Source organism: Paenibacillus sp. RC73 (assembly GCF_044908085.1).
In the GTDB taxonomy this organism is placed as follows: domain Bacteria; phylum Bacillota; class Bacilli; order Paenibacillales; family Paenibacillaceae; genus Paenibacillus; species Paenibacillus terrae_A.
In genome coordinates this window covers 1-12239 of sequence record NZ_JBIYCV010000027.1, presented here as the reverse complement: position 1 = coordinate 12239, position 12239 = coordinate 1, and the positions used below count along the sequence as shown (strand labels likewise).

Here is a 12239-nt window from a genome sequence, read left to right as displayed (position 1 = left end):
CTTCCATGTTACCCCTCCTATATCCACTGAAATAGACCAGCTTTAACGGCAAAATAGAGCCGTAGAATGACCTTGATGATCTGTAAGACACCCAGGATAAAAACGGCCGCTAGAAGCGAATTTATAACGGCCTGGAACGGTCCTGGTAGATAAGCAAAAAAACCAAAATAGTTATTGAGATTAATACCGTGTCCTGCCGCCAGGCTAATCCGGTCCAGGTAATCCCTGGCCATCGTTAAAAACTCAATTAGCGGCGCAAAAACGGAGTCAAAGAAATTTCGTAAGCCTGGCGGCAGGAAGTAATCATACATGCTTTCACTCCATTCATTGTTCGGATTCTATGCCGTGCCGGCAGCTCCAGATCCGGTTTATTGTTCGGAAATTGTAATCCGGATTTGATTGGCCAACTTTTTAATGTTCGGTTATTCCGCGTTTTGAAAGCTGCCAATGATTCGGATTACGGCCCAGGCTGTCATGAACCAGATAATAAACAAAAGCACATATGCGATCTTGTCGAACTGGAACCCATTCAGGCCAGTGGCCACATTTTTTATGATAGGCGCCCAGGTTCCCGTATCGGCCTGATTGCCGTTGTATGTAAAGCCAGCCAGGGTTATAAAAATGCCTTTCACAAAGGCAACGACGATCTTCCCAATCATGTAGAAAATCTGAATGAGCAGCCAGGCTACTTCAGCGATTTTGTATACCAGGTATAAGACCATCGCAACCAGGATAAATAAGGGCCTTAACAGCATTTTCAAAAAGTTAAACAATGCCTGGAACAAACCACCCATGAGGTCAGACAAGAAGCTCATGAGCCGCTTAAAAAGCCGCTGTAAAAACGTCCAGGAAGCCCGGAGAATATCGGCAATCATCGGTAATGCCTATGTGCTCGCCCCAAAATCCGGTACAATTCAGCCACGATCTGATCGGCAAATAGAATCCCTGTAAACCCAAGCAGCGCAGGAGTTACATATAACATCCATTGCGCTGCTTGGGAAAAAATCTCTACTGTAGTCATATTCTTTTAACTCCTTTTCTCGTTACGTACCATAAGAACAGAACCATGATTGCGGCAAACAAAACTGATAGTCCTAGCAAAATCCAGCTATCGAATAAACCTATAAAAGACATGGCCGTTTTGACCATCGCTTCTACACTAAGTCCAGCCTTGCCTAACGGATCGTCTCCTAGTGTCCCACCATCATGGGTGTTGTTACTGTCTCCCTCGGTTCCATCCGCGAATATAGCCCTTGCTTCGGCTTTATTAGATAAAGCCCCCGGCCTGTATCCCATATCCTTCGTTATCTTGTATTCCAGCACGTTCGCACCAACTGTTATTAGCAAGCGACCATTAAAAAAAATACGGTAGCCTATGGCCCCATCGGTTTTCGTCCACTTTAAAAGCAAGTATTCATCTTTCAAATCGGTTTCCTGATCAGTCGCAGGCAACGGCGTTTTTACATTAACGGCATTCGTGGATAAGAAACGCCCATACTTGTCATACATCGTAATCACGAATTTATATGCTGTATTAGGCTTCGCATCGGACAAAAACGTTCCATTTCCCATCGTTCCCCGTACGGGTGTATCGTTTTGGTAGACTGTTACACTAGCTGCACCATTGGGACTCGTCCAAGCAAGTCCTACACTATTCCATTGGGTACTGGTCACTTTTAAGGTCGGAACAATGATATCGGCATAAGGAGCTGCTTGCAGTTCTTTACTAAACCCGGACTCGCCATCCGGAAAGACCGATGTGACCTTAATAGAGTACACCTTGTCAGGCACCAGATCCGTCATTACGTATTCGTTCGTCGCCAGCTCCTTGAATTTCTGGCCGTCGACATAAAGGATATATCCGACGGCTTTCGAAACCTCGTTAAAAGTTATCTTGAGTGATTTTGTATCTGGAACGACCTGGACGTTATCAGGACGGGCCAGTTGGTAGGAACCAAAAACATCAAATTCAGTCAAATCAGTGTTCCAGCCATCGCCGCCCCCGGCCGCGTCTAGGACTATTTTTCTTACAGACTTAAAATCAATGTTGTAGTCCAGTGTTCCAGATCCAAAACCAGTTTTCAAACCAATCAGCACACCAGAATCTGAGTAAAACCCAACTCGAAATGTACCGTTCATCCGATACACTATATTAGCTCTTATCCGCGTCAAATCCGCGGTTTTGGGTAGCGTAAAAGTGACTGAATTATTATAGATAGACTGCTTGGTACTCTCGTTTCCGTCGGTCAGATTCTTCGTCTTTCCGCCAGGCGAAACGACCGCTTCCATGCCGTTGAGAAGTCCTCCTGGGTAGGCGTTTGCTTCATGCGGCATTAAAAATAAAAAAACAACGACGAAAGCAAATATAATTTTAAACCACAACTCATCCCCCCCCTTCTCGCGGAATTGGTATATCCCCAGTCGTTGGCTTAGGCTTGGGCAATTCAAAAACAATGCCACCAGGCTTCGGAATTTCAACAGTCGGCGGCTTTGCCGGAGCTGATGGCTTAGGTATTTCAAACACAATTTTCCCAGGCTTAGGAGCTGGATCACCTGTATCTTTTTTGTCCGGCTGCTTAATACCATCTGAACTGTTTCGTGGATCTCCTGGAAATACTGGTTTGCCTGGCGGATCAGACTTGATGTTCGCTATCGGATCAAGAAAAGTGAACGGTTTAGATTCATCCTTCGTCTCTATTGCCGGAGTATTGCCCAGGTCGAATATAATTTTCCCCTGCTTGAATTGGTCCGGTACTTCCGGCTTTAAACTGTCCGCTTCCGGCGTCGAAATATCCGGCTTTGGAAGCACAACGCTGGTCGCCTGGTCTATTTCTTGTTGGCTTGGAGCAGCCGGAACACTCCCGACATAATTCGACAAATGTCGAACCGTCGCGCTGCCGATCTTATCCGCTACACTGTCCCAATCTGGAGGCGGTGGTATTGCCCTAGCAACAGCTCCTGTCAGCTCGCCCATTAGCTTATCCCAATCGGGACAAGCCAGAGCAGCCTTTATCTTTTCGCAAGGGTCACACTCGCTGCCGGAAGACTCACCGCCGCCAGGGTCTTCGCCTGTATCTCCACCGCCATCATCACCGCCGCCCGAGTCGCCGCCGCCAGGGTCGGTTGTACCTGTGTCCCCGCCGCCACTGGAGCCGCCCCCGGTGCTACCATCGCCACCTTTTGGCGGTGTGGGCGTTGTTTGCCCTCCACCGCTTTGATCGGGGGGTCTTGGGATTTATCCTGCTCCGCTTCCGGCAAAAATCCGTATTCAGCCAACTTAACGAATTTTTCTGCGCTGCCATCAGAGTGAATAGAAATGGATATACCTTTGCTTTTATGCGCCCGAAAAGCAGTTGGCCCGATATCAACCGGACTCCCATCAATAGACTTATTTATCTTCATTCGGTAGCCGTCCCCAAAAGTTACCGTTACATATACTTTGTCACTCAAAGCCCCTTTTACACGCATACGGATACTAGCAATGTAATATTTTCCACCGCCCTCCGTAGGAACAAACTTACTCCCCCCTCCCGACGTCTTAGCCGGAAAGGTACCGGACGTATCCTTTGGAACAATGACCTCAAATCCGCCACTTGGAACCTTTATATTTCCCGTAGGCGGTGCGGCTGCCGCAGCTAAGCCAGGAACATTAACTAGCAAAACTATTAACATCATTAATAGAAAGCATTTACGCATTTAAACCCTCCATTCTGCAAAAATAGTCCAGACACAAACTGTCTGGACTATTTCTAATTTTAAATTTAAACGTTGTTACTTGCCGCTGCCTGGAGCATGCTTCTTCGCCTTGGCAACGATCCAGTAAATAAACCCTGCCATCAATCCGGCAAATACTACGCCCAAACCAATCAAAATCCAAGTATCAAAGATGCCCAAGAAGCTCATGCCTGTCGTTATCATATCGCCCACTGTAAAAGGCACCTTAACACCAGTCAAATCCACAGAAACCGCAGCCGTTGGAACCGCCATATTCTATTACCTCCAATAATTTTTTTATAGAGTAGGGATTTACCCTTTGCTCAATTAGTAATAATGCGTGTCATACTCATCGTCATCGTCGTCCTTGCCCCTATAAAAGATAGACATGACGACAACGCACACTACAGCAGCCAAAAACAAGGCGATACACAAGAAAAATAAGGGTTGCACTTGTTTTGTAAAATACTTTACGTAATACCAAAATATTTCCATTCTTTCTGATGTGAAAAATGTTGTCGGCAGTCCTTTTGTGGGATCAGTCACTAAAAAATTCAGCATCATTTACGGGCCTTTACGACTATGCTGACAATAACCCCAAGCAACATACCCACTACTGCGACAGCAACAAAAATCATGACAAAAGGCGAAACAGTACCCATCATGTTTCGGTATATTTGCCAAAAAAATGTAAAATCCCATAGATCAGAGGTGTCCACGGTACCTGTCCTCCTCCCTCATTCGCTGCCAAAGAGCAAATACCGTATATAGCACGGCAAGCGACATGGTGAAAGTAACAAGCAACTTAATTAAGTCCTTGTTTCCCAGAAACCAAACTATGGTTGCGCCTAATAACGTTTCCAGTTCAGGCACACCTCCAAGGCAAAACGGGACATAAGAGCCAGCACAACCGGCACTGAAAACGCCAAACCAATAAGGATAGCTGCTGTTTTAGGGTCTACACTGGTTAGATACACCCTTACCCCCTCCCAAAAGCCATTTTTAGCAGCCATTTCAGAACCTGGAAAGCAAGGAGTAAAAAAATAGCGGCTGCTACAAGCATGTCACCAATAGTCATTTCGTTGGAGACGGCAATAAAGTTACCATTGGGAAGCTCCACCAAAGTCTGGTCGCGCAGCTCCAGCGGCTGATTGACTACATACACGTCTTTCGTTACCGCTGGTGCTTCCGGCTGCTGTTGTACGATGATTGGTTCGGCTTGTTGCGGATCTGGCTGTTGGATAGCCGCATCCGGATGAACAGCCGATTCCGTATGTACCTCCTGCGCCGGAATGGACGGTTCCGGTTGTGCTGGAGCTTCATCCTGGTTCAATAAATCACCTCCCAAAATGCAAAAAAAGAGACGCTGCCAAATGATCGGCTGCGCCTCTACGACTCTCGGATTTTACACAATTAAGAAACCTTATCCTACCCGAATACTATTGCAAGGCAGCATAAAATAACATAAAGTGTATCGAGGGACGAGCGGTTTAGGCGCTCTGACCTATGGAAAGTGAAAGTTGGTAGCTTTCACTTTCCGCGAAGCCTTGTAGATGTTGGTAGCATCTAACAAGGCTTTTTTGCTATACAGGTTTGTTGTTAGGTTTAGAATAGCCTAATATGTACTATTTGTCATCGTGCTGTATCCTACAATAGTTAGAAAGCTGCACGTTTGCAGATAATAACACAAATTTTCTTGCATGTGGCTAACGTCCCTAATCTCTAGGATACAAGAACTAAAATGCGAACAGGTTTTCCGTTCTGATACATCATAAAAAAAAAATCAGGACTTGTCTATATTTTCCGTGTTAATTCTACCCAAATATTTTTCATTGACCAGTTTTTCTATAACATGTTTAGGGTTCCCATCTTTTTCTATTTCCCATAAAACCTTTTGTTTCAAGTTGATGCAAATACTTATTGTTAAATCCCCTACTGGCTTTCTGCGTCTTGGCAAACTACATTCGTCCCCTTCTTCACATCCTTCACTTTTTTTTATTTTTAGCATACACAAAAAACGGCAATTCCCCAAACAAGGAAGTGCCGTTTTTTAAAAATACCGTGCTGCTTCCTAAAGAGATATATATCTCTCCCTTTATCCCCGCCCCGGCGTATAAATATCCCGCTCTCTTTGCTTTTTTCGATTCCAATCGGCTTCTGGATCAGGTGCAGCCGGATCGTGACTTTCCTCACGGCGACGGAAAAAATTCCACCATTTTCGTTCGGACGAAGCAGCCAAAAGCTTTTTCGTTTCTAACAATTCGCGCTTCAGATCCGCGATACTATCACTTTGCAGTCCTATTTCAGAGCGCATACTTGCCATATCTCCGGCCTGCTGCTTGCTGTACTCCGTCATCTGCTGCAACAACTCTAGCGCCTGGTCATATCGCTTATCATAGCGACTTTCATCGTTCAAAACAGGCATATTTACATCGCCCGTAGCGGCTAAAAATTGCATATGTTTAGCCGCGACAACCATTGCAGCCTTTTCGACGCTTATGCCGCTATCCTTGCATAGCGTAGCGAGTTCTCGCATGATCATAGCGTCTTTTTCGCCATACGTACGATTGTTACTATCGCTACGCTCTACCAAATATCCAGCCTTTTCTAGCGCCAAAGCATATTTGCGTACCGTAACGGCCTTAACCCCTAAAAAGCTTGCTACATCAGCGGTTTTCAACTTTTATCCTCCCATCTTTCATATCGTTTCCCGTATCATATACGCGTTACGCATATGATACGCTTGCCAAGAAACAAAAAGCAACCAGGAATCATCCTGGCTGCCCCCCATATTTGGCGTTGTAGTCTTCCACCATACGCACTATATCATCGTATTCCACTAATTCCTGTGTGCCATCCCACCAGGTAACATCCACATGTTTGACAAGGTAACCAAGCGTCTCAAAGCCATTCACCGTAAAATGTTCCCGTGATCCGCCAGAAAAAAGAGCATAGTAAGTTTTTCCAACTTCAAAGTCTACTAACATTTTAAACACCATCCTTTGCTAGTAGACTACCATCCACAAAACCGCACATATAACCAGCAGCCATAAGCTCCATTTCTCTTTTTTTATCCAGGCCACGGATACCCTGGACAAAATTCTCGGAACGAGACTTCGATTCTGCCATAACTTTCATAATTCTTTCCATATTATCTCTATTAATCACTCTTCTTCATCCCCCTTATTCGGTGTATGATCTTCGATCTCCTGAAACGTTTTAAGCGCGTCAGCCCACTCCCTGGGCAAATGCAGCTTGCTTTCTACACTATCATTTTGCTCATTATTCATGCTTATTCTCCTAAAATGTGGTATAATAAAAACAGATGAAAATTTGTTTTATCGGCCTTTTAATCCCCACGATTAAAGGGCTTTTTCTTTTAATAAAACCCTATCCGCGTGATACAATTTGTTCCGGTTAAGCAACTCCGACAGCAGCTCCATTTTATCTGTTTTCTTGCGTTTTTCCGCCATTTCTGCTTTTAATAGTTTTGTGTCCATGTAAAGCCTTCGTTTTTTCAAGACGTCCTCTTCAAAGTCGCGTTCCTTCACACGCTCGTAATCGTGGAACATGGTCTGGAATACCTTCATCGCTTCGACCATCATGTCCGCGTCCTCTGGCAGTTCTTCAGTGAGAATAAGCTTTTGCAGCCGCCCCCGGATCTGTGCAATTTCACGTTCTTTCGTTGTGTCGATGTCCTGGAGCCGAAAAAGATGGTCCCGGCACTCCGTGAATTGGTGCGGATCTCCTTTACGCAAAACCTTCCAGAAAGCAGAATTGTGAGTGAATTTATTGCCGACCAAGTGCGACCACAACATAGATAAACCGTCCAACCGGAGAAGAAAATCCATGCTGTCGAACACATTTTCTTCCCCGGTTTCCTCGTTCGCAAGACCCTTGAGCCAATCTCTATGTACTTCAAATTCCACATTCCAAACTTGATCCGGGTTCATGCCCCTGTCCAGATAGATCTGGTTAAAGTAGTCTTTACCCTTCTTCTTAATTTCTACGGATTTATTGTAAATCCGTAGTTGAAGCCGGGTACGATCTCCAAAATAAGCCGTTTCAAAAATTCCCGTAAACGGGTCTATACGCAGCACATCCGGCTTGTTATCGTCCGCCACGTTGCGCGGATACTCCATGCCCCGAAGATCGTCCAGCGTCCATTGAAACTGGTCAGAATGCACGCACAAGTCTATTCGGTTAGGCTTGCTAGCTTCATAGGCAAATCCCAACGCCGTAAGCACTTCTAAAGATTCTAAAAATGCATCTTGCGCGCCCAGCTCCCAAAGCTTAAATTGGTTAATCTGCACTTTAACCGGATACGTGCCATCATTTCGCCGCTTTTTGGCGAAAAATATAGCCATATCCTGATTGCGGATTTGATAGGCATAAATTGGACGCTGGCCCCCGGCCTCGATCTGGAATGTGGCAGGGTATTGGTAACGCTCCAATTTAACTTGAATATTGTCCGGCCGGCCCTCTTCTGCAACCTCCTTGCCTTCGACCAGCGTTTGCATCAATCCAGCAGCCATTACTTCATCGAAATTCCAAGCATCAAACGTGTACCAAAGCGTATCTACATTAAAAACAAAGCGTGAAGGATCTGGAGCGTACTTGTCTTTCCCCCGGTCAGATCCGGCCTTTTTGGTATAGCTTGCTGGCATAAAAACTCCCCCTGAACCCGTATTTTCCGAAAATCACCGCAACCCGACCTCGGAAAACCTTATAAAATCGTGTTTTTTTTAAACATTCCTCATGATTTCATGCGTTTTTCTCTGTTTTTCTTGCGGTGATAGCCCCAAACCCTAGAGCAGAGCGACTTTAGAGGGTATAGATAAAGCCCACCGTGACCCCATGTTATACTTTCTGGGGTCTGGTGCTGCTTTCGTCGTAACGCGCCCCGTTCCCCCCCTCAAAAAGCCAGGGCAAAAGCGCCAAAACTCCAGCAGCACCAAACTATTCACAACTTTTCATTATATGAATAATTCACAATAGTCCAATTATTTCGAATCTCGTTCATCTATGCGATTTATAGCCGTATTTACCTTCAGCAGAGAGGATTCTATACTCTTTACTTCCCCCGGCCAGAACCCTTTTTTGTAATACTCCAGATCCTTCTCCAACGCAAATAGGATGCGAAACAGCTCAGAACGTGTAAACTCAATCGTTTCCGTACCAAAATAATTCATATAGTTAAAACCTCCCAGGATTTAAGATCGCCTCCGGCGGCATAAGGACACGTCCTTATGTATCCTTTTGCCCTCGCCGGGTGTCAGCCCTCCAAACGGTGTTTGGAGGGGCATGAAAGGGTCGGACTAAGAACCCGCTCGTAAAGGGTCCGCTACGCCGCTACGCGCCCTTGACGGCTGCATACGGCGCTTTTATCACCAGATAACACAAAAGCCCCTGCGCTTCCGACGGACGAACATCGGGAACACAGGGGCCTTATATCATAAATTTGGGGTATTGTATGCGCCGGACAAATCCGGTACAATAATAACCAAAGCCATGTTATAGCGAGCGCCTGTTTCTCCGATCTCTTACATCGGTTAAGCAGCGAGAGTTGTCCAGACTCAAAGCGCCGCCATGAAACGTGGCCTTTTTATTTATCTAAAGAAAATATTACCACCGTCTATCAATTTTTACTAGTCTTAATTTCCTACCTCTATCAAGTTGTTATTTTACCGTTTCGCCCAATTTACGCCAGGCTTGTGCGGCCGGATCAGCAAATGTACGGCTAACAGACACCCGTAAGACAAGGTCGTCTCCTTCCTCACGATTACTAAAAAAATAAACCATCCGACTGCCGACATGATCAACCCCGGAAACGCACCATTCTGCTTCAAGTTCTTTTATGCTTCTCACAATTCATACCTCCAGAAATTTTGTTAAAGAAGAATCGTCCAGCTCGCGGAAATAATCCGCATAAGATGCTACCCGGCCCGATGCAATCAGACCGTCAATGTGTTCCCAACGCTCATCCGGCAGCGTGATACTCAGCCGCTTAGTCGTTCCGATTTTCTTCCGGCCCGATCCTGATCGTGCCCCTCCGTAGTTCTTGCTATGAAAATGTGGGTGTCTCATTGTATCCCTCCAATAATAATCAATCTCGTTCCAATACAATGTTTCTGCCAGGCTTCTTGAAATTTGCTACTGAAATCATCTTACTGCAGAAACTTGAAAAATGCAACACTTTTCAAAAAGGAATAAAAAAACCTACCAAGGATTACTCCTGATAGGCTTCTAACTCTTGTATTTTCGCCTTTAGCTTCTTGATATCTGAACTGTACGACCAGCGATAATAAATGGTCATGATGTACGCTGCTCCTGCCATACCGGACATGAGTATAAAAGTCTGAGGCAACATAACTAATTTATAATGATCGTCGTATATGAGTTGTTTAAATAAGCCCATTTGCGCTGGAGTAAAGTCATAGATTACCCTTCCTGCCATGCACAGAAATGCGATTATTACGCCTACAAATACAGCAATCTCAACAGCCCAAAAAATTAACTTCCCCCACCGAGTTTCCAAAAATCTATCAATCTTCTGGCCAACTTTTTTCATCCAACTTCCTCCTGCTCCGCTGCTTCTGTTTCCTTGACGATGGCCGTATATTTGGTATACTCCATTTTTGTCAGCTCACCCTTATCTAAAACATAGTAGCAATTCCGACCGACTTGTACCCGACGCTCCACAAATAAATTTTTACGTTGCCAATGCAAGCAGCTCGCCGGGATCAGGAGCCTTCCGAACATAGCGGCTATGCTTTCGGCGTTTTGTACTTGCCGCCAAAAATAGTATTCTTGGCTTAGTTTGGTGTACCGAATTTTCGGGATAGATGGGAATTGGTATAGCAGCTCCTGCGGATCATGTTTCACTTTGCTAGGCGGTACGATTGTTGGCATTTTTAGCTCTCCTTGCTTTGTCATGTACTTTTTCCAGCTTGGACATAAACGTATCTGCTTCGCGTTCTGTTTTCGGAAGCGGGAAACCGCCAACGAATGAATGTGAATCAAAGAGGTTCAAGCTGTGGATCTGCTTCACTTTTGCGCTGCTCAAGCTACGTGAATGCAGAAATTGCCCCTTCGGGCCAAAGCTGTCCGCCTGGAAGTCGTAATAGTCCAGGATAATTCCCTTGTTGCCCATCGGACGTACATGTATTAGTACCTCCAACATTTCGCGGATACGCGTATCTAAGCGGTTAATGCTTGGTGTGGCAAATATTTGTATGCTGGCCATTTTGCGTGCAAACGTCAAAATATCCGTGGCCAGTGTGTTTTCAAATTTAAGAGATTTCCGAGAATCGAACGACCGATGGGCCTCATCCCAAACGCATATGCTGCCGTGTGCTTCAGCCACCTTGAACCAGTCAGCGGGAACCTTCATTCGCTCTGCCCCCTGAAGGTCGTAATTTGCGAAGAGCTGCACCTTCCCGCGTTTCTGCTCGATCTTATTCTTGTACAGCCAAGCCATCATGCTTGCCGCAGTCGTTTTTCCGGCTCCTAGATTGCCCGTAACGCCTATTATATGTGGCATCCCCCGTTACCCCCTTCCACCTCGAACGGCTCGTCCATCGGCCATAATGATCGGCTTAGGCGGCTTCGGTATCAGTTCTTCGATTGTTCTCAGGAACGTTTCCGGCTTGGCTACAGACTTTTTGTAATCTTGCTTAATCTGCTTAACTATCTCCTTATACGGGCTACCCTTTGGGTGCAGCCTGGTGTTATTCCCCATGCTCTCCAGGAGCAGCAGCGCCCGAACCTGGTCCTCTGAGAATGGCGCTGCATAGTCGGACATGAACGCCAGGACTTGTTTTACATCGCTAATGTGTTGGACATTCGGAAACAGATCGTCGTTGATCACGGATTGGATCTTATCGGCGTTATCATGGCCACTCATTTCGCCACCGCCACGATCAGCAAAATAAACATAAACAAAGCTCCACCGGCTATGAGCAAAATCTTCCCGAACGACAAGCCTTTACGCTCTACATATTCCGGCTCAAAATGCGTGATCTGTCTCAGGACGATGCTTCTTTCCAGAGCCGCCAGGCGTTGGCAGTCCTGCACGTTTTCCACCGTTGTAGGGTAGAGGAAAATACGTCCTCTTGGCCCCGTATAAGCCTTAACATCGCCTTTAGGAACGTTATAGCTGCCGTCCATAGACCTGGCATATATCCGTTCTTCATTGGTCTCCACTACCGGGGCAATCGCTGCGGTACCATCCTCCTGGAGAATGACCAGTACGTCCTGTGGTTCAAGGGCTTCATCTACCTGTCTATTTCCGAACAACGCTGCTAATGCCATGCTTCTTCTCTCCTTTACGTTTCGATCTGTTAAACATCCAAAATCCAAGTGCTATAACCCATCCAACTCCAAGAGCCAAGCCGGAGCCGATAGCAAAAAAATAAGTAAATACGCTGCCTTCCATGTTACCCCTCCTATATCCACTGAAATAGACCAGCTTTAACGGCAAAATAGAGCCGTAGAATGACCTTGATGATCTGTAAGACACCCAG

At 45.8% G+C, this 12239-nt stretch carries 25 protein-coding genes; all 25 read right to left on the bottom strand.

Going from position 1 to position 12239, the window contains the following annotated elements:
* Window positions 1-17: 17 nt before the first annotated feature.
* The gene (locus ABH897_RS27445; RefSeq protein ID WP_404593005.1) at window positions 18-311 is read right to left on the bottom strand and encodes a hypothetical protein; all 294 of its coding nucleotides are present in this window, start codon (window positions 309-311) and stop codon (window positions 18-20) included.
* 111 nt (window positions 312-422) lie between these two features.
* The gene (locus ABH897_RS27440) at window positions 423-815 is read right to left on the bottom strand and encodes a hypothetical protein (RefSeq protein WP_404593004.1); all 393 of its coding nucleotides are present in this window, start codon (window positions 813-815) and stop codon (window positions 423-425) included.
* Window positions 816-871: 56 nt separating this feature from the next.
* Window positions 872-1021: a hypothetical protein gene (locus tag ABH897_RS27435; protein WP_404593003.1), complete on the bottom strand. Its 150-nt coding sequence runs from the start codon at window positions 1019-1021 to the stop codon at window positions 872-874.
* Complete coding sequence (locus ABH897_RS27430; protein WP_404593002.1) at window positions 1018-2334, bottom strand: fibronectin type III domain-containing protein; 1317 nt, start codon at window positions 2332-2334, stop codon at window positions 1018-1020. Before ABH897_RS27430 ends, ABH897_RS27435 begins: the two co-directional genes overlap by 4 nt.
* A 49-nt stretch (window positions 2335-2383) precedes the next feature.
* Complete coding sequence (locus ABH897_RS27425; RefSeq protein WP_404593001.1) at window positions 2384-2974, bottom strand: hypothetical protein; 591 nt, start codon at window positions 2972-2974, stop codon at window positions 2384-2386.
* A gap of 35 nt (window positions 2975-3009) precedes the next feature.
* Complete coding sequence (locus ABH897_RS27420) at window positions 3010-3675, bottom strand: hypothetical protein (protein ID WP_404593000.1); 666 nt, start codon at window positions 3673-3675, stop codon at window positions 3010-3012.
* A gap of 96 nt (window positions 3676-3771) precedes the next feature.
* Window positions 3772-3987 (bottom strand): hypothetical protein, encoded by a 216-nt coding sequence (locus ABH897_RS27415; RefSeq protein ID WP_404592999.1) that lies wholly within the window; start codon window positions 3985-3987, stop codon window positions 3772-3774.
* Between the two features lie 287 nt (window positions 3988-4274).
* Complete coding sequence (locus tag ABH897_RS27410) at window positions 4275-4433, bottom strand: PTS ascorbate transporter subunit IIC (protein ID WP_404592998.1); 159 nt, start codon at window positions 4431-4433, stop codon at window positions 4275-4277.
* 129 nt (window positions 4434-4562) lie between these two features.
* Window positions 4563-4691 (bottom strand): hypothetical protein, encoded by a 129-nt coding sequence (locus tag ABH897_RS27405; protein WP_404592997.1) that lies wholly within the window; start codon window positions 4689-4691, stop codon window positions 4563-4565.
* A 2-nt stretch (window positions 4692-4693) separates the two neighbouring features.
* The gene (locus ABH897_RS27400) at window positions 4694-5047 is read right to left on the bottom strand and encodes a hypothetical protein (RefSeq protein WP_404592996.1); all 354 of its coding nucleotides are present in this window, start codon (window positions 5045-5047) and stop codon (window positions 4694-4696) included.
* A 450-nt stretch (window positions 5048-5497) separates the two neighbouring features.
* On the bottom strand, window positions 5498-5722 hold the full coding sequence (locus ABH897_RS27395) for a hypothetical protein (protein WP_404592995.1): 225 nt from the start codon (window positions 5720-5722) through the stop codon (window positions 5498-5500).
* 87 nt (window positions 5723-5809) lie between these two features.
* Window positions 5810-6394 (bottom strand): DUF3967 domain-containing protein, encoded by a 585-nt coding sequence (locus ABH897_RS27390; protein ID WP_404592994.1) that lies wholly within the window; start codon window positions 6392-6394, stop codon window positions 5810-5812.
* A gap of 91 nt (window positions 6395-6485) precedes the next feature.
* Entirely contained in the window at window positions 6486-6701 is a 216-nt protein-coding gene (locus ABH897_RS27385; protein ID WP_404592993.1) for a hypothetical protein, read from the bottom strand.
* Window position 6702: 1 nt separating this feature from the next.
* Entirely contained in the window at window positions 6703-6882 is a 180-nt protein-coding gene (locus ABH897_RS27380; RefSeq protein ID WP_404592992.1) for a hypothetical protein, read from the bottom strand.
* Window positions 6879-7004: a hypothetical protein gene (locus ABH897_RS27375; protein WP_404592991.1), complete on the bottom strand. Its 126-nt coding sequence runs from the start codon at window positions 7002-7004 to the stop codon at window positions 6879-6881. Before ABH897_RS27375 ends, ABH897_RS27380 begins: the two co-directional genes overlap by 4 nt.
* Before the next feature lie 72 nt (window positions 7005-7076).
* Complete coding sequence (locus ABH897_RS27370) at window positions 7077-8381, bottom strand: replication initiation protein (protein WP_404592990.1); 1305 nt, start codon at window positions 8379-8381, stop codon at window positions 7077-7079.
* 336 nt (window positions 8382-8717) lie between these two features.
* Window positions 8718-8906: a hypothetical protein gene (locus ABH897_RS27365; protein ID WP_404592989.1), complete on the bottom strand. Its 189-nt coding sequence runs from the start codon at window positions 8904-8906 to the stop codon at window positions 8718-8720.
* A 487-nt stretch (window positions 8907-9393) separates the two neighbouring features.
* Window positions 9394-9582 carry a hypothetical protein gene (locus ABH897_RS27360; RefSeq protein WP_404592988.1) on the bottom strand — a complete coding sequence of 63 codons (189 nt, stop codon included), beginning with the start codon at window positions 9580-9582 and terminating at the stop codon, window positions 9394-9396.
* Window positions 9583-9585: 3 nt separating this feature from the next.
* Entirely contained in the window at window positions 9586-9801 is a 216-nt protein-coding gene (locus tag ABH897_RS27355; RefSeq protein WP_404592987.1) for a transcriptional regulator, read from the bottom strand.
* Window positions 9802-9943: 142 nt separating this feature from the next.
* Entirely contained in the window at window positions 9944-10285 is a 342-nt protein-coding gene (locus ABH897_RS27350) for a hypothetical protein (protein ID WP_404592986.1), read from the bottom strand.
* Complete coding sequence (locus tag ABH897_RS27345; RefSeq protein ID WP_404592985.1) at window positions 10282-10626, bottom strand: hypothetical protein; 345 nt, start codon at window positions 10624-10626, stop codon at window positions 10282-10284. Before ABH897_RS27345 ends, ABH897_RS27350 begins: the two co-directional genes overlap by 4 nt.
* Window positions 10604-11257 carry a zonular occludens toxin domain-containing protein gene (locus ABH897_RS27340; RefSeq protein WP_404592984.1) on the bottom strand — a complete coding sequence of 218 codons (654 nt, stop codon included), beginning with the start codon at window positions 11255-11257 and terminating at the stop codon, window positions 10604-10606. The genes ABH897_RS27345 and ABH897_RS27340 overlap by 23 nt, the downstream gene beginning before the upstream one ends.
* A 6-nt stretch (window positions 11258-11263) precedes the next feature.
* On the bottom strand, window positions 11264-11620 hold the full coding sequence (locus tag ABH897_RS27335) for a hypothetical protein (protein ID WP_404592983.1): 357 nt from the start codon (window positions 11618-11620) through the stop codon (window positions 11264-11266).
* On the bottom strand, window positions 11617-12027 hold the full coding sequence (locus ABH897_RS27330) for a hypothetical protein (RefSeq protein ID WP_404592982.1): 411 nt from the start codon (window positions 12025-12027) through the stop codon (window positions 11617-11619). The genes ABH897_RS27335 and ABH897_RS27330 overlap by 4 nt, the downstream gene beginning before the upstream one ends.
* Window positions 11999-12239: hypothetical protein (locus tag ABH897_RS27325; protein WP_404592981.1), on the bottom strand; the 241-nt coding region annotated here is incomplete at its 5' end. The genes ABH897_RS27330 and ABH897_RS27325, both read right to left, overlap by 29 nt.